The organism is Roseivirga sp., assembly GCF_965216855.1.
Classification (GTDB): domain Bacteria; phylum Bacteroidota; class Bacteroidia; order Cytophagales; family Cyclobacteriaceae; genus Roseivirga.
This window is the reverse complement of sequence record NZ_OZ244204.1, coordinates 2036345-2054022: the sequence shown is the minus strand read 5'-3', so window position 1 is coordinate 2054022 and position 17678 is coordinate 2036345. Positions and strand designations below refer to the sequence as shown.

16 protein-coding genes are annotated in these 17678 nt (G+C 41.5%); 11 read left to right on the top strand and 5 right to left on the bottom strand.

Features of this window, described 5'->3' with window-relative positions; all coding sequences use genetic code 11:
- Positions 1-5: 5 nt before the first annotated feature.
- From ACOOEY_RS09255 to ACOOEY_RS09220, 8 genes are all read left to right on the top strand, one after another.
- Positions 6-194, top strand: coding sequence for a hypothetical protein (locus tag ACOOEY_RS09255; protein WP_420388389.1), 189 nt, complete (start codon positions 6-8; stop codon positions 192-194).
- A gap of 33 nt (positions 195-227) precedes the next feature.
- Positions 228-953, top strand: a complete 726-nt coding sequence (gene lipB, locus ACOOEY_RS09250) for a lipoyl(octanoyl) transferase LipB (RefSeq protein WP_420388388.1) — start codon at positions 228-230, stop codon at positions 951-953.
- Positions 950-2065 carry a glycoside hydrolase family 113 gene (locus ACOOEY_RS09245; RefSeq protein WP_420388387.1) on the top strand — a complete coding sequence of 372 codons (1116 nt, stop codon included), beginning with the start codon at positions 950-952 and terminating at the stop codon, positions 2063-2065. The genes lipB and ACOOEY_RS09245 overlap by 4 nt, the downstream gene beginning before the upstream one ends.
- Before the next feature lie 24 nt (positions 2066-2089).
- Entirely contained in the window at positions 2090-2488 is a 399-nt protein-coding gene (locus ACOOEY_RS09240) for a hypothetical protein (RefSeq protein ID WP_420388386.1), read from the top strand.
- A 33-nt stretch (positions 2489-2521) separates the two neighbouring features.
- A complete protein-coding gene (locus tag ACOOEY_RS09235; protein WP_420388385.1) occupies positions 2522-3238 on the top strand; it encodes a 3'-5' exonuclease in 717 nt (238 codons plus the stop codon).
- A gap of 65 nt (positions 3239-3303) precedes the next feature.
- Positions 3304-5472, top strand: coding sequence for a ribonuclease R (gene rnr / locus ACOOEY_RS09230; protein WP_420388384.1), 2169 nt, complete (start codon positions 3304-3306; stop codon positions 5470-5472).
- Positions 5462-6436: a polyprenyl synthetase family protein gene (locus ACOOEY_RS09225; RefSeq protein WP_420388383.1), complete on the top strand. Its 975-nt coding sequence runs from the start codon at positions 5462-5464 to the stop codon at positions 6434-6436. The genes rnr and ACOOEY_RS09225 overlap by 11 nt, the downstream gene beginning before the upstream one ends.
- Positions 6436-7041, top strand: a complete 606-nt coding sequence (locus ACOOEY_RS09220; protein ID WP_420388382.1) for a rhomboid family intramembrane serine protease — start codon at positions 6436-6438, stop codon at positions 7039-7041. Before ACOOEY_RS09225 ends, ACOOEY_RS09220 begins: the two co-directional genes overlap by 1 nt.
- 103 nt (positions 7042-7144) lie before the next feature.
- Here the strand turns inward: ACOOEY_RS09220 and rpmA are convergent, their stop codons facing one another.
- Together rpmA and rplU are read right to left on the bottom strand one after the other, a co-directional pair.
- Positions 7145-7420, bottom strand: a complete 276-nt coding sequence (rpmA, locus tag ACOOEY_RS09215; protein ID WP_420388381.1) for a 50S ribosomal protein L27 — start codon at positions 7418-7420, stop codon at positions 7145-7147.
- Positions 7421-7429: 9 nt separating this feature from the next.
- Complete coding sequence (gene rplU, locus ACOOEY_RS09210; RefSeq protein WP_420388380.1) at positions 7430-7741, bottom strand: 50S ribosomal protein L21; 312 nt, start codon at positions 7739-7741, stop codon at positions 7430-7432.
- Between the two features lie 472 nt (positions 7742-8213).
- Here rplU and ACOOEY_RS09205 point away from each other — a divergent pair, with 472 nt between their 5' ends.
- On the top strand, positions 8214-9215 hold the full coding sequence (locus tag ACOOEY_RS09205; RefSeq protein ID WP_420388379.1) for a ribonucleotide-diphosphate reductase subunit beta: 1002 nt from the start codon (positions 8214-8216) through the stop codon (positions 9213-9215).
- A gap of 46 nt (positions 9216-9261) precedes the next feature.
- Positions 9262-11631 carry a ribonucleoside-diphosphate reductase subunit alpha gene (locus ACOOEY_RS09200; protein ID WP_420388378.1) on the top strand — a complete coding sequence of 790 codons (2370 nt, stop codon included), beginning with the start codon at positions 9262-9264 and terminating at the stop codon, positions 11629-11631.
- A gap of 67 nt (positions 11632-11698) precedes the next feature.
- Here the strand turns inward: ACOOEY_RS09200 and ACOOEY_RS09195 are convergent, their stop codons facing one another.
- From ACOOEY_RS09195 to ACOOEY_RS09185, 3 genes are all read right to left on the bottom strand, one after another.
- Positions 11699-12223: a hypothetical protein gene (locus tag ACOOEY_RS09195; protein ID WP_420388377.1), complete on the bottom strand. Its 525-nt coding sequence runs from the start codon at positions 12221-12223 to the stop codon at positions 11699-11701.
- The gene (locus ACOOEY_RS09190) at positions 12220-13560 is read right to left on the bottom strand and encodes a M23 family metallopeptidase (protein ID WP_420388376.1); all 1341 of its coding nucleotides are present in this window, start codon (positions 13558-13560) and stop codon (positions 12220-12222) included. The genes ACOOEY_RS09195 and ACOOEY_RS09190 overlap by 4 nt, the downstream gene beginning before the upstream one ends.
- A 218-nt stretch (positions 13561-13778) precedes the next feature.
- Positions 13779-16463, bottom strand: coding sequence for a S8 family serine peptidase (locus tag ACOOEY_RS09185; RefSeq protein ID WP_420388375.1), 2685 nt, complete (start codon positions 16461-16463; stop codon positions 13779-13781).
- Positions 16464-16785: 322 nt separating this feature from the next.
- On the opposite strand from ACOOEY_RS09185, the gene ACOOEY_RS09180 reads away from it, so the two are divergent.
- Entirely contained in the window at positions 16786-17634 is an 849-nt protein-coding gene (locus ACOOEY_RS09180; protein WP_420388374.1) for a M57 family metalloprotease, read from the top strand.
- Positions 17635-17678: the final 44 nt, after the last annotated feature.

The following is a 17678-nucleotide window of genomic DNA, read 5'->3' as shown; positions in this document are numbered from 1 at the left end:
GGAACATGGCTGGTAAGAAGAATATGAAGAAATTCTCAGCCACGTTCCTTAATATGAAAGACGATAGCGTGGTTAAGAAAGAGTTTCTTGCGCGAAATCAAACTTCTGCCCAACGGAAAGCCAACAGACAAGTAACGAAGTATGTTCGTGTATTATCTGTTGAACTTATTGGAGACGGACAGAATGAGGCCTAATTTAGCGTGCATGTGGCCGATTGATGCAAGAGCATGAGTATTCTTCAGAATAAGAGAGTTGAGGTAATCGATCTAGGTGAGAAAGATTACCAACAAGTTTGGGATTATCAGGAATCGATCTTCAAGGAAACTGTTGATCGCAAGATCGCTAATAGAAAATTGGCGGACGATTCCACTATAATGTCTACTGACAATTATCTCATATTCTGTGAGCATCCTCATGTCTATACTCTAGGGAAAAGTGGTTCTATTGAAAACCTGCTTCTTGATGAGGCGGGGTTAGAGAGAAATCATGCCCAATTTTACAAAATCAATAGAGGCGGTGATATAACATATCATGGGCCCGGGCAAATTGTTGCCTATCCGATCCTGGATTTGGAGAACTTTTTCACTGATATCCATAAGTACCTTCGGTTACTGGAAGAAGCGGTTATTCTCACAATGGCCGACTATGGCATCAGTGCAGGACGCATTTCAGGGCTAACTGGTGTATGGGTAGATTTTGAAGAGGGAGCTAAAGATCCAAGGAAAATATGTGCAATGGGAGTCAAGTCCAGTAGATGGGTTACCATGCATGGACTTGCTTTAAATGTGAATACTGACCTGTCTTATTTCGGGCACATCGTGCCGTGCGGCATAGATGACAAGGCAGTGACTTCAATGGAAAAGGAGCTGGGACATGAGGTTGACTTCGAAGAAGTCAAGGCTAAGCTAACTCAGCACCTCGCTACAGTTTTTGAGATGGAACTGACCACATGAAATCCAGGAAACTTTCGGTACTTATCGCTCCCATACTCATCGTTCTTGTAGGGTATTTATTGTTGAATTCATCTGAAGAGAAACATCCCGTTTCTATCAATGCTATACATAAACACCGCGGAGTCTGTTGGGTAGCCTCACCATATCAAGTCGACTCTACCAGCATATTAGATTTAAAGGAGAAGAACATTAACTGGATATCTCAAACGCCTTTTGGGTGGCAAAGGGAGTTCAATTCACCCAAAATTGGTAATCAAATTGGGCGTGAAGATGGCTGGTGGGGAGAAAGTGATAAAGGTATTCGTCAAACGACACGAGTCGCCAGGCAATATGGAATTCATACCATTCTTAAACCACACATCTGGCTTAGAGATAGCCAGGGGAAATGGAGAGGAGAAATAAGAATGGAGAGTGAGGAAGATTGGAAAGCCTGGTTTCAGAGTTATGAGGAGTTTATCCTTCATTACGCTCAACTGGCGGAAGAAGAGTCGATCGAGATGCTTTGCATTGGTACAGAGCTGCACCGTACCTGCGTGGAACGTGAACAAGACTGGAGAAACTTAATCAGAAAAATCCGCGAAGTATATTCCGGGGGATTAACCTATGCAGCCAATTTTGCTGATGAATATGAAGAAGTAGCTTTCTGGGATGAGCTGGATTATATTGGAATACAAGGCTATTTTCCGGTTGTCGAAACAGAAGAGCCGACAATTCAGGAAGTAAAAGAAGGCTGGTCAAAACACCTCAAGACATTGGAGAAGTTTTCAGCCAGATACAAAAAGCCTATTCTTTTTACAGAGATCGGATACAAGAGCACCAGTGATGCTGGTATTGAGCCCTGGCAGTGGCCACAACGATTAGGCAGGGAAGAGCGTGCAGAAATTTACAGTGAGGAAACGCAGGCTGTGTTGTACAGAGGAATGTTCGAAAGTCTGGCTGACCAACCTTTTATTGCCGGATTTCACCTGTGGAAATGGTACCCGCCTGTTCCTGAGTCTGCTGAAATTCAGAGAAGGAGGAGAGATGATGGTGCCTACAATGTCGATTTTACCCCTCAGGGTAAAGCTGCCGAACAAGTAATGAAGGAGTGGTTCGGAAGGATGTCGCAGTAATTATTCAATCCTTAATTTTGCATCATGAGAAAAGATATTGATATGCCTGAAGTGACGGGCGTTAAAGTCTGCATTGGGAAAGTGATTAACAACCTGGGTGAAAGCGAATGGCATGTTTACCTGATTAACAAGAACCTGATCGAGTTGACTAATGTCATGATTGTCTCTAAAGGCTATGAAGATCAATCTGCAGACGCACGTAAGACATCTACTTTGAGGCATATGATTGAGAAGGTAGATGAACAATCTGTAGCTAAGGTGGAAAATATAACTCCAGAGGTGTTTGGCTTCTATAATGAGTTCTGGGTTAGCTACTACATTATGAATGAGTTGTTCGATAAGAAGTTTGTCATAGAACCCTTCAGTGAATTTGATCTGGAAGACATTCAAGAACTGGAAATAAAGGGTAAGTACGCTCGATAAAAAAGAAGAATTATTCATATCTTATCTTTTCTTATGAATAATGATTTTCTCAAAAACATACTTTTCCTGGATATTGAGACTGTCCCTGAGGCAAAGTCATTTCATGAGCTGCCTGAGAGAAAACAGGCATTATGGAAGAAAAAGGCATTGTTCTTTAGAGAAGCAGAAGATAAGACTCCCGAAGAGCTTTATGAACGGGCAGGTATTTACTCAGAGTTCGGTAAAATTGTTGTCATAGCCGTTGGTTACTTTTCTCAAATCGAGCCGGAACCTAAGTTGCGTATCACAGCTATTGCAAATCATGATGAGAAGCTGCTTCTTAAAGAGTTTGCTGACTTACTCAATAGCCATTTCGATAAAAAGGAAACCAGGTTTTGTGCGCATAATGGGAAAGAGTTCGATTTTCCGTATATCGGGCGAAGAATGCTGATTCAGGGTATTCCGTTACCAAAGACTTTACAGCTATCTGGAAAAAAACCCTGGGAAGTTCCTCACCTGGATACTTTGGAACTATGGAAATTTGGTGATTATAAGCACTATACTTCTCTCGATTTGTTAGCTTCAATATTTGAGATAGAAAGCAGTAAGGATGATATTGATGGGAGTCAGGTGAATGGAATTTACTATCAGATGAATGATCTTGACCGTATAGTGAAGTACTGTAAAAAAGATGTAGCTGTCTTAGTACAGGTGTTCCTTAAGATGAATCAGCTTTCAGTCCTTCGTCCCGAAAATATCACCATCGTTTAACTGGCTATTCAGTCAGAAATCCTTTTATTATATCTAATTTTAAATCACTCTATTAAATACTGTTCATGGGCAGAAAAAGAAAAGGTATTCCTCCACAAGACACATCAGTAACAAAAAAAGCAGCCAAGCAGATTGAGCCACTGGTGATGGAGTTTCTGAATAGAACTCCAGGCAGAGGATATCAGATCAAACAAATATTGAAAGGCCTGGGGGTAAGAGATGCACAGTCAAAAGGAATAGTATCCGAAGTGATTTACCGGATGGGAGATCGGGGAGTATTGAAAAAGCTTCGCAATGGCTCCTATTTGGTAGAGGCAGAACAGAAAACTATTATTGGAACTGTTGACTTCGTCAATTCCAGGTTTGCCTATGTGGTACCTGATGGTGCCGAGGAACAGGATGATATTTGGGTGGCCAGGGAAGATCTTTCAGGAGCCATGGATGACGACCGTGTAAAAGTGGTTCTGAAGTCTACCAAGCATGGTAAAAGTGTGGAGGGAAAAGTGGTAGAGGTACTTGATCGACATCGCGATGAGTTTGTCGGTCGTGTGGAAATGTCAACCCGCTATGCCTTTGTTGTTCCGGATTTCAAGAAAATGCATCACGACATTTATGTGAGGTATGAAGACCTGAATGGAGCGCAACACAATGATAAAGTCATTGTCAAAATTACTGATTGGCCGGAGCGTGACAAGAAACCCGAGGGGGTAGTACAGAGAGTGCTGGGTAAAGCAGGAGAGCATAATGCAGAAATACATTCTATCATTGCTGAATTCGGCCTGCCTCTTGAGTTTCCGGAGGTGGTGAATGATGAGGCAGAAGCTATTCCTGATAAGATAACTACAAAAGAAATTAATAAGCGTAAGGACTTCAGGGAAGTAACCACCTTTACGATTGATCCGGAAGATGCAAAGGATTTCGATGATGCTCTTTCGCTTAGAACCCTGAGTAATGGAAATTTTGAAGTAGGAATACATATAGCCGATGTGACCCATTATGTAGAGCCCAAGTCACAATTGGAAGAAGAGGCAGTAGATAGAGCCACATCTGTTTACCTGGTAGACAGAACTATTCCAATGTTACCAGAGCGTCTGTCCAATGGGTTATGCTCACTTCGTCCTCAGGAAGAAAAGCTGACTTTTAGTGCTGTCTTTGAGTTGGATCAGGAAGCGAATATTAAAAAGGAATGGTTCGGCAGAACCATCATATATTCAGATAGGAGATTCACTTATGAGGAAGCTCAGGAACGTATTGAAAATGCTGAGGGAGACTTCCATGAAGAAATTAATCAGCTCAATCAGTTAGCCGGCATACTTAGAAAGAAGAGATTCCAGCATGGAGCCGTTAACTTCGAAACAGTAGAGGTTAAGTTTAAGCTCGATGAAAAGGGAACGCCACTAGGGATTATTCCTAAGGAACGCAAAGCGGCTCATATGCTCATTGAAGAGTTTATGCTTTTGGCCAATAAGAAAGTAGCAGAGTTTGTCTACAACAAACACAAGGCTGCCAATCCACTTACCTTTGTATACAGGACTCACGATTCTCCGGACCCTGAAAAGCTGGACACTTTTGCCAAGTTTGCAAGCCGCTTTGGTCATAAAATGGATTTTGACAAAGGAGGTGTTTCTCGCACTCTCAATGGTCTCATGGATGAGATTACGGGCAAACCTGAGCAGAATGTATTAGAGCAATTGGCTATTAGAAGCATGGCAAAAGCTAAATACACAACCAGCGAAAAAGGACACTTCGGTTTAGCCTTTGCCCATTATACCCATTTCACCTCTCCTATCAGAAGATACCCTGATATGATGGTTCATCGGCTTTTGCAGCACTATCTGGATGGCGGTAAGTCGGCTGACCGTGAAGAATACGAAGAGCTATGTCTTCACTCCTCTGAAAGGGAGAAAAGAGCGGCCGATGCAGAAAGAGCCTCTATAAAATACAAGCAGGTTGAATACATGTCACTGGTAGAGAAAAAGGATTTCCCTGGTATTGTAAGTGGTGTAACCGAGTGGGGAGTATTTGTGGAGATTTCAGAGACCAAATGCGAAGGAATGGTTCGTATTTCCGATTTGAATGATGATTTTTACGAGTTCGATGAACAAAACTACCGCATCGTGGGTAGAAGAAACAAGCGAATGATCAGTCTCGGGGACAAAGTGACGGTGAGAGTAAAGGCAACCGACATCGACCGAAGAACGATCGACCTAATTTTTGTTGACAATGACGAATGATTTGAAGGCCCAGATTGGCCTGATCAATAATCGCCTGAGCGAACTTTCATACGGAGAAAATCCCAACGAATTATACGAGCCTATCAGGTACATAATGTCCCTGGGAGGAAAAAGACTGAGGCCGGTTTTGGTCCTTTTAGCTTATCGCTTGTTTAAGGACGACCCTGAATCAATTCTGGACCAGGCACTGGCAGTAGAAGTATTTCACAACTTCACACTAATGCATGATGATATCATGGATGAGGCCCCTCTAAGAAGAGGTAAACCCACGGTCCATGAGAAGTGGAATAGCAGCACGGCTATCCTATCAGGTGATGTTATGCTGGTAAAGGCTTATGACTTATTGCTAGATGCTCCAACTGATCTAAAGGCAATCATCACTGCCTTTAATGCATGTGCTGCTGGAGTTTGCGAAGGACAGCAGTTCGATATGAATTTCGAGACACTCAATACGGTTTCTGAAGCCGATTATATTCATATGATCAAACTGAAGACAGCAGTGCTGTTGGGTTTTAGTTTGAAATTAGGGGCAATGCTCGCTGGTGCAGATGAGCAGGCCTGTGAAAAGCTATATGACTTTGGAGTACACATTGGAATTGGCTTTCAGCTCAAAGATGATTTGCTCGATGTTTATGCCGACCAGGAGAAGTTTGGAAAGCAGGTAGGTGGCGATATTATTGCCAATAAAAAGACATTCCTTTTGTTGAAGGCTCTGGAGTTGTCTAATGATGAGCAAAAGAGTGAACTTGAGAACTGGATCTCAGCCACTGAATTCAACAGTGATGAAAAGGTGAGAGAGGTAACCAGGGTTTATGATGAAATGGGAATCAGACAGCTTACTCTTGATAAAATGAATGAGTATTTCAACAAGGGATTTGAGGCACTGAATGATATTCCTGTGGAAGAAGGTAAGAAACGACCGCTTATTTCCTTTGCCGAGTATTTAATAGACAGAGATAAATAATGGACATTACTTACGGACTAATGATAGTCATCGGCCTGGTGACTTATATAGCCTGGAAGCAACCTGAGCTCCACAGTAAGCTTATGTTAAATCCTTATCAGACCGTAAGAAGGAAAGAGTACTGGCGGCTGCTTACATCAGGGTTTGTTCACAATGGCCCTTTACATTTATTTCTCAACCTGTTTACACTATACTTTTTTGGAGCAGCAATTGAAAGAATCTTTAAGGTGTACTTCCATGAATCAGGAGTACTGCTCTATATCATACTTTTTGTTTCAGCCATTATAGTGGCAAATCTGCCTACGATGTTTAAGCACCGCAACAACCCCAATTATAACTCTTTAGGAGCTTCTGGGGGCGTTTCTGCATTGGTACTGGCCTTTATTCTATTCGACCCTCTGAGGGATCTTTGTCTCTATGCTATTCTCTGTTTACCCGGTTATATTTTGGGGGCTATCTTTATTGTCTACTCGATTGTAATGGGTAAAAGAGGAAGAGATAATATCAATCACGATGCCCACCTATGGGGAGCCCTTTATGGAGTGGCATTTGTGCTCTTTCTAAGGCCTTCTACTTTACAGACTTTCTTGGACGCTATATTATAACCAAGGGGTTACGTCAAGCTGGAGTGACTGGGTGTCTATTCTCAGAAAACAAAAAACCCTGACTTCTTACGAAATCAGGGTTTAGAATATCTATAGGCTTCAATTATGCTTCTCCGCCTTCTCCTTCGAAAGGAAGAACAGAAACATAAGATCTGTCTTTTCTGCCTTTTTTGAATTCAACAACACCGTCAGTCAGTGCGAATAAGGTGTGGTCTTTACCAATACCTACATTCTTACCCGGGTGATGCTGAGTACCTCTTTGTCTTACAATGATGTTTCCGGCAATCGCTGCCTGACCACCATAAATTTTAACGCCAAGTCGTTTACTTTCCGACTCTCTACCGTTTTTCGAACTACCAACTCCTTTTTTATGTGCCATGGTACTTTCTTATTTAGAGATTTTTTCGATCAATACTTTAGTGAACTGTTGACGGTGACCGTTCTTTACTTTGTAACCTTTTCTTCTTTTCTTCTTGAAGACAATTACTTTGTCACCTTTTACATGTCCGATAATTTTACCGGCTACCTTAGCACCCTTTACCATAGGGGCACCAACTTCAACTTTACCTTCGTTGTCGAGCAATAATACTTTCTCGAACTCTACGGAAGCGCCTTCTTCGCCCTCCATCAGTGGAGCGTAGACGAATTGGTCTTGCGTTACTTTGAACTGCTTTCCTGCTATATCTACAATTGCGTACATTATAAATGTATTTTTCAAAAATGGACTGCAAAGGTAACAGAATAATCGCTAATAACAAACCAAATCGCTGCGATAAATGCAAGCGATTTTCCAATATTAAATTTTCAATTTTTTTCACCTTTCCATACGCTGAAAATTGAAGGAAGTTTTCCTGTAATAAGTGGCTGTAAATGGTCTATGAAACAGCTAGTTATAAGAACACATGAAATCGTTTTCATGCATAAAAAGACTTCAGTTTTCACATTGATTTTTCAGACCCTTTTTGTAATATTTGTTTCAGGTTACGACCCCAATGAACAACCTATTAATCTGGCTAGGCTCCTACTCCGAAGAGTATCAAGGATTTAGCCAGAGACCCTGAAAAAATACATAGGAAATTGCTGTTTACACTTGTGTAAATGGCACTTGTTTTTTGAAAAGCTTTTGTTTTTCAACGTGACCTTTTTTTATCAACCCCAATAAAACAAGTAACATGAGCGAACGAACTACCGCAGTAGAGGAACCATTATTGAAGGAGAACAAAGACCGCTTTGTACTGTTTCCAATCAAACATGATGACATCTGGCAGTTCTATAAGAAAGCTGAGGCAAGCTTCTGGACTGCAGAGGAGATCGATCTTCATCAAGACTTATCAGACTGGAATAATAAACTGAATGACGAGGAGCGCTATTTCATTAAGCATGTACTGGCATTCTTCGCGGCTTCAGACGGTATCGTGAACGAAAACCTGGCAGAGAACTTCGTGAATGAAGTACAGTATACCGAAGCCAAGTTTTTCTACGGTTTCCAGATTATGATGGAAAACATTCACTCAGAAACTTATTCGTTATTAATTGATACTTATATAAAAGATCCTGTTGAAGCAGATCAGCTTTTCCATGCCATTGAAACATTCGATGCCATTAAGAAGAAAGCTGAGTGGGCTTTAAAGTGGATCGAATCACCTTCTTTTGCCGAAAGACTTATTGCCTTTGCAGCAGTTGAAGGAATCTTCTTCTCTGGCAGCTTCTGCTCTATTTTCTGGCTGAAGAAAAGAGGATTAATGCCAGGCCTCACCTTCTCTAATGAGTTGATCTCAAGAGATGAAGGATTGCACTGTGACTTTGCCTGTCATTTGCACAATAACCACCTGATTAACCAGGTGCCTGAAGAGAGAATCAAAGAGATCATTATAGATGCTTTAGATATAGAAAGAGAGTTTATTACCGAGTCACTCCCTGTTAGACTAATTGGTATGAATGCCGATCTTATGGCACAGTACCTGGAGTTTGTGGCCGACAGATTGTTGGTAGAGCTAGGTTGTAGCAAAGAATATAACTCAACTAATCCATTCGACTTTATGGAGATGATTTCCCTGCAAGGAAAGACAAACTTTTTCGAGAAGAGAGTGGGTGAATATCAGAAAGCCGGAGTCATGAAAGACAAAGACGATAAGAGCAATTCACGAACTCTGTCGTTCGATGATGACTTCTAATAATTGATTTTTAAAACAACCAAATACCCCCAAACCCCATATAAATATGTTAGTAGTAAAAAGAGATGGCAGACGAGAGTCTGTCAAATTCGACAAAATCACCGCGAGGATAGAGAAATTATCCTACGGCCTCGACCCCAACTTTGTTGAACCCATCGATGTAGCTAAAAAGGTTATTGAAGGCCTTTATGATGGAGTTAGCACTCAGGATCTAGATAACCTGGCTGCTGAAATTGCTGCAACGATGACGGTAAAACACCCTGACTATGCTAAACTGGCGGCCAGGATTGCCATTTCCAACCTGCACAAAACTACAAGTAAGTCTTTCACTAATACCATGAAGAGGCTTTACACCTATGTAGATCCAAAGACAGGTGAAAATGCTCCTTTGGTTTCAAAAGAAACCTATGGTATTATTAAGAAGAATGCGGCATTGCTTGACTCTACTATCATCTATGATAGAGACTTCAGCTATGACTACTTCGGGTTTAAGACATTAGAGCGTTCTTACCTCATGAAACTTGATGGTAAGATCGTTGAGCGTCCACAGCACATGCTTATGAGAGTTTCTGTGGGTATCCATGGTGAAGACATGGAGAAAGCTATTGAGACTTACCACTTGCTTTCTGAAAAGTGGTTTACTCATGCTACACCAACCCTGTTCAATGCAGGAACACCTAAGCCACAACTTTCATCTTGCTTCTTGTTGACCATGAAGGATGACAGTATCGATGGTATTTATGACACCCTGAAGCAGTGTGCTAAAATTTCACAGTCTGCAGGAGGTATTGGTTTATCTATCCACAATGTGAGAGCTAAAGGGTCTTACATTAAAGGAACCGGTGGAGTTTCTAATGGTATTGTACCTATGTTGAGAAACTTCGACATGACTGCCAGATATGTTGATCAGGGTGGAGGAAAGAGAAAAGGATCTTTCGCCATGTACCTTGAGCCGTGGCATGCCGATATCTTTGACTTTCTTGATCTGAAAAAGAACCATGGTAAGGAAGAGCTGAGAGCAAGAGATTTGTTCTATGCCCTATGGATTCCAGACTTGTTTATGAAGAGAGTAGAAGCTAACGAGGAGTGGACGCTGATGTGTCCTAATGAATGTCCTGGTTTGGCTGATGCCTATGGCGATGACTTCGAGAAGCTGTATGAAAAGTATGAAAAGGAAGGTAAAGGTCGTCAGACTGTAAAGGCACAAGACCTTTGGTTTGAAGTGCTGGAAGCTCAGATTGAGACAGGTACTCCTTACATGCTCTTCAAAGATGCTGCTAACAAAAAATCTAACCAGAAAAACCTGGGTACCATCAAGTCTTCAAACTTGTGTACTGAGATTATAGAATATACTGCTCCTGATGAAGTAGCTGTTTGTAACCTGGCTTCAATTGCTCTACCGAAATATGTAGATGAAGAGACCAAGACGTACGACTTCCAGAAGCTTTACGATGTCACTTACGTAGCGACTAAAAACCTGAACAAAGTAATTGATGTCAATTACTATCCGGTTGAAGAGGCCAAGAACTCTAACATGCGTCACAGACCAATTGGTTTGGGGGTTCAGGGTTTGGCCGATGCCTTCCTGATGATGGGCTTCCCATTCGAGTCAGAAGAGGCCAGAAAGCTGAACAGAGATATCTTCGAGACCATCTACTTTGCAGCCATGACTGCTTCGAAAGATGAGGCAATCGTTGATGGTCCTTATGAAACATTCAAAGGCTCTCCTGTTTCTAAAGGAATCTTCCAATTCGATATGTGGGGTGTAACTCCTGATTCAGGGCTTTGGGATTGGGATAGCCTGAAGAAGGAAGTGAAGAAACATGGTGTGAGAAACTCTTTGCTGGTTGCTCCAATGCCAACGGCTTCTACTTCTCAAATCTTGGGTAACAACGAGTGTTTTGAGCCATATACCTCAAACATCTATACCCGTAGAACGCTATCAGGTGAATTCGTTATTGTGAATAAGCATTTAATGAAAGATCTGATTGACCTGGGGCTTTGGAGCTCAGATATGAAGAACAAGCTTATTGCGGCTAAAGGCTCTGTTCAGGGTATCAAAGAGATTCCGGATAACATCAAGGAGCTTTATAAAACTGTTTGGGAAATTTCTCAGAAAGCAATTATCGATATGTCGGCCGACAGAGGAGCTTATATCTGTCAGTCGCAAAGTCTCAACATACATATTCAGGATCCGAACTTCGGTAAGATGACTTCTATGCATTTCTATGCCTGGAAGAAAGGATTGAAAACGGGTATGTATTATCTAAGATCCAGAGCAGCAGCTGATGCTATTCAGTTCACCGTAGACAAGGCCGCAGCTTCTGCGCCTACTGCAGCAGAGCTGGAGCAGAAGGCAGCCGATATGGCTTGCTCGCTAGATAACCCGGATGCCTGTGAAGCATGCGGTAGTTAGTATGTATGGGGTTGATTACTACTAACCTAGAACCCTGACGGAAACGTCAGGGTTTTTTTATTCCATACTAGTATGTCCTTTGAGAAATAGAAGTAATTCTTAATGAAGAGGAGCTGAATTCAATGTATATGAACTCATCTATTGGTACTTCCTCCGTACTATTAGCGATATCCTTTAGGTTTATAACCATAGTTGGCGGGAAGTCAGGGTTATCCAGATTCATATGCCTCTGATTGTAGCTTATGGGAAATGCAGGTTTGAAAACAGAGATTAAGTCGTTAACTCGAAATTTATAACTGCCATACTGGATGTAAAGTGTAGGGTCGTAAAACTCAAAGGAAACTAGTTTTTCCTCTTCAATAAAGAGTTTGCATCCTCTATACCACATAATCAGGACATCAATTTCGTCCATTTCATTGTAACCGTTCTGTTCCCTTGTAGGGCGGCCTAAAGTACTGATAATCTCTGATTTCGTTGCTCCGAAACTGATAACTCCATTCACTTTGAACTGGCTTTTTGATCCATATTCTTGTGAATAGGTCAGAGAGTTGATAATAATAAATAGGGTCGTTGCAAATAATATGGTTCTCATGTTCTACAAGGTTTTTTAGTTACCGAACCATCACTGTGAATGGTGCTTGAAATATAAAGTGCAGGGTTATTTCTGACATCATCTCTATTAAGCGGAACCCCTTTGACGATTACTCTCGCTTTCACATGTAAATGACCGTTGGTATTTTCGCTAGAGGCATTTCCAGTCAGACCAGTGGTACCCAATGTTGTTTGAGAGTTAACAGTGTCTCCCAAGCTTACAAAAGTGTTGTTTAAGTGATTATAGCTGATGTCTATAATTGTGCCATCGGATAGAGTAGACCTGACTACAATATAATTCCCATAACTGTTGCGCTGATAGGTATTTCTTTTGAATGTATTCTCAATGTAAATAACCTTACCTGGTAATATAGAATTAAACACCGTTCCTGGTGATGCCATTAAATCTACTCCATCATGAAACTGAGTTCCTTTTGATCTAGTATAGCCAAACGTACCACCTTTCTTGCCTGAGGCACCGGAAGAGGCAATCTCCATGTTAGGTAATGGATCTCCGGGGCATGGCTTGTTAGGATCAATTACTGCTACTTCTCCACTATTGTCACATGGATCACTATCACTGCTGGAATAGCTGACATCAAAACATTCGGTAATGAGAATAGACCTCGATGCGGTTACGCACCCCATACCGCAAGATTCATCATCGTCAAAATCTACCCAGTAAGAAATGCAATAGGTAAATGTAGTGTCATCAGTGTTCACTGTGGGTAAACCTTCTCCACCACCTCCGCTTGGGGAATCACCACTGATGCCTGTTTCTGTGTCACAGGGGTCTGAATCAATGCTCGATTTTAATTGGAAAGGGCTGGAAGAATAACCATCGGTATTTCCGGTATTAATAGTTAAATGTCGTTTTTTGACTGTTCCTTGGAAGCCTTTGATTGACTGTGAATTATCGTATTGAGCTCTGAATTCATCACTCATAATGTATGTCATCAGATAAGGTCTTTTCAAAAAACCTTCAGGTGTTTTGCCTACCACAAGGTTGTGAAATATGTAAGGGCCATTCTGTTCATCTTTTATGGCAATGGAGTAGTTTGTATTACCCAGGGTATCAATTAGCTCAACAATTTTCGACCAGTCAATCTCGAGGCTTAACAACTCATTTCCATCGTTTAACTCAAACCTGTTCTCTTTCATACCTTCATTCAAACCAAGGCTTTCTGCTAAAAGAGATTCAATTTCAGGCACCTGATTCAGGCCAATATCTCTTATTGATCTTTCTTTTTGAAATTCAGGAATTGGCTCTTGTCTATTACAAGATAGGTTCAGCAGAGTTAAGATAACGAAGGGAATAAAAATGCATAGTCTCTTCATTTTCAAAGTATAAAGAATATGGAAAAAATAAGTAATCATTATTCTTTAGTGATTTAAAAAATGAAATGTCACCCATATAAGACAATTATATTTTGATATAAATGAATTAATAAATAACTGAGTATAAAACTGAGATTGTTAAGAATGAATATCCATTATGGATAAACGGCTTGAATACAGGGCTGTAGATAGGGAGGAAGTTCTTAGAAGGACTCCTTTCAATAGACAATTAGCCTGCCTGACTTAATCAGTTCTTTTTCAATATTGAATATTCTATACAGGTACATTCCAGAGCTGAGACCATTGACCTCAAATGAATCTGCTTCCAACTTGATTTCCACCTGTTGTAAGACAGCTCCCTGATGATTGATGATCTGCATGTAGGCTGCATTCAGATTATCATTCAATATGTTCAGGTCTTCTCCATTCTGTATGGGGTTGGGGAAAACGGTTATATTGTCTTTTAAAATCACGGGGAGTTCTAATGTGTCTGTTAGTACAGTGGTTTCTCCATTGATGGCATCTAACAGATTGATTTTTGCCCTGTAACTGTAGTAACCAGATCTAGTATTTGAGTCAGTAGACTCAAGTAGGTTGGAGGTGGGGTTATCAAGTGATAAAATAGATTCAAACTGTTCAGCATTGAGCTTTTCAAAGCTGACAGAAGCAATGTTGTAAAGGCCTGAGAGATCCAGATTGAGCTTAACAATTTCCTCGTCTACCGAAGAGGTGAAGGTAGTGTAGAAACATCCTATCCCATCCGTAGTAAAATCATAAACCTGTGCCTGTAGTGTTTTTAGGTCTCCCAAACGACCCCGAATGCTAATCTTGTCGAAGAGAAACTCTTCGTTGGATCGGTTAAGAATAGCAAAGGTGTCACTTGTTACAAGAAAGGGTTCCAGATATCCGCTGTTTCCTGGTTTGGAAAGTTCATAAAATGCTCCTTCCAGGTTCAGGCTGTTCCAGCTGAGTAGAAATTCATCCTCACATAGATAGATTTTACTTACTTCAATTCTGGGACTAATGAGCAAATCATCCGAAGTATAGATGTCAGTTCCAAACCGGGCTCTTAACCTGAGTTTGCCAGAAAAGGATGGCCAGCTAATCTCGAACTGATTCTCCCCTTCGACAAAGCCCATTTCCTGCCAGGAACCATCTCCCAACTGCATTTCCAAGATGCCTGTGGTCTGATAACTGTTCAGAAACCTCAGCCTGGTACTTGTTTCGGCTTCTTGTGGATCATTAAAGCTGGGATATAGCCACTCAAATTGATGGTCAGACTGAACACTATAGGCTATGTGAAAGGCCTGGCTCGAAGTGAGCATGCTTTCACCGCTGACTTGTATGGTCAGTCTGTCTCCATTCAAGGGAAGAGTGACTAGCTCAATATTATTCAGTGTATCTATACCCCTTTGGGGAGTTTGGTCGAGTAAGTTTGTACGTGGTGATGGGTCTAGCGTCCATGGTAACCATTCCTGACCGTCATGGGCTACTTTGAGATTCAGGTTATTTTTCAATGACTTCAGGTCTCCCGCGGTGGCAGCAGGATCATTCCATACTAAGGCAATTCTAACCTTTCCACTATTAACAGGTAAGGTAATTTCCCGTGTGAATTGACCGGTGTTGTCGATCTGACCATGAATGATTTGTTCCCTTTCAATTAGTTCCAGGCTCTTTTTGGCATTGAGATTTCCAAAACCAGTGGAGTAGCTGACGACAGACTGACCAATAGAATCAGCTCCTGCAATCAGAATAGCCTTAAGAGCTGCTGAACTTACTTCTTCACCAAATTGATTAAAATAGGCTTCACGAAGCAAGATACTGGTGCCTGAAACCAAGGCTGCGGCCTCAGAAGTCCCTCCCTCGCCATAGGCCACAATTTCCGGCTTGATCCTACCATCAGATGTCGGGCCTTTTGAACTTCGTACATCCAGATTCAATTCCTGGTCTATTGCCCCTACAGTGAGTATGTTCTTTGCCATTTTGAAGCCACCTGTCAGGTTGGAGAAGGGTCCAAGTTGAGCATATCGGCCTGATTCAGGCGTGATAAAGCCTGAATTACCTGATGAGAAGACATGCAGAATTTGTGGTTGATCATTAACCTGCTCGTCATATGCTTCAGCCAGAAGGTCATAGATATTGGTGATTTCTAAACCATAGGAGTGATTCTGAACCTTCACTCCGGTTTGGTCGAAGAACGAACCGGCATCTGGTAGAATGCTGGTAAATGTACTGGAGGTGAGGGTAACTCCTGAAGCGGCTCCCAGGCTCAACTCAGAAGTATTACCTGCTCCAGCAGCGATACTGGCCATACTGGTAGCATGGGAATTGATGATTGGGTCGATAAGCTCAGATGGAAGGTACCTGGCGTATAGGTCAATGTCTAGTGTATCAAACAGCTGCTCTTTAATGGCGAGTGTTCTGCCTTCACCTTTGAGGTTTTGTCTGTAGGCATGTATCCAGCTGACTCCGTTAACCGACAGATCGTGAGAAAGTGTGTTGGCTTCTGTTTTGGCGGTTTGGGAGAAGGGTTGAGCAATATTAACAATTCCTTCTTGCAGAAGACCGGCAACCTCAGCTGCATCTGCTTCGATTTCCTCATAAACGAAGTGCTTGAGTTTCTTATCCCACCGCTTGATGATCCAATGAGTACCTGGCTGAGATTCATGAATAAAGGCTGAATCTTGTAGAAGCAAATGACTAGTAAATGGAATACGAGACTTGTTTGGCGAGTGATCTTGTAGTACCGCCAGCGTGGGAGAAAGCCAGTCAATAATCTCTGCCGAATGCTCAGCAAGAAAGTCTTCTCTTTGTTCTGGGCTGACCTGCCAAAGTTGGATGCAAGTGTTCTTAAACAGTAACCCATTCTGTATAGTGTTACCGCGAGTTTGAGCTACAGCCAAAGACTTTAAACACAATAGTAAAATGGGGATGACAATATATAGTAGTCTGCTTTTCAAATGGATTGGTGATGAAGCATATAATTATAGCTTGAATTAAATAAAATTTGAGTAGAAGCACATGTATTCAGAACCTTTCGTGTGACGAAAAGGATTAATGTGAATGTGAATGACAATTTTTGAAATAATACTATTTGATGATAGATAAATCTTACTTTTTGTTTTTGATATGAACGGTAAAATACGTTTTTTAGAAGGTCTTTCACTATGTGAATGGCAATAATTAAACAAATACTAAACTCTAATTATTAACTTTATGAAGAAAATGAAATCGCTAATCGCATGCCTCGTTTTGGCCGCTTTTGCGCTCTATGCCTGCGACAATGTCAATGATGAAACACCTGACTTTCAGGATGACGTTTCACAAGCCGTTTTAGACAAAATTCAGGCAGCAGGTTACAGCCCAAACGATGTGATTAAAGGTGAATGGAATGGCCAGTCTGGCTACATCGTGGAATATGATTTATTCTTTGCTGAAGATGAGATCGATGGCCTTCTCAAAAACCCTAAAGTTCCTGGTACGGAGCACTATCACACCACTAACCTGGTGACTAATCTTCCGAGAGTGATTAAAGTGGGTATTGACCCATCATTTAGTCAGTCAGCTATTGATGCTCTGAATCAGACTATTGCCATGTACAATGCAGAAAATCTGGCGCTTCAATTCCAGCTGACATCAGTTACTGTATCTGGTAAAGGTAAAAATCAGACTATCACTACAGATGCTGATATCTTTATCTCCGCATTTAGTGAAAGACCAAGAAGAGGCTTTATTACTTTGGGTAGAGCAGCAGGCTTCCCGACTGCCTCCGGTGATCCGGCTGATGGTTTCGGCTTAAACACTTACTGGATTGATAATTTTGGTCCAACTGTACAGGAATTGAAGGGTGTTATGGCTCATGAAATCGGTCACTGTATTGGTTTCCGTCATACGGATTATCAAACCAGAGAAAGCTGCGGATCTAATACCAACGAAGGAAGTGCCGGAGTAGGAGCAATCTATATCCCAGGAACTCCAACAGGTTCAGATGCCACTTCTTTGATGCAGGCATGTGGCCCGGCTGATGATTTTAATGCCAATGACGTAACAGCTCTGAATTATCTTTATAATTAAGAAGTATCAAACAACAAAACCTAAAAAGCCACCCCTTGGGGTGG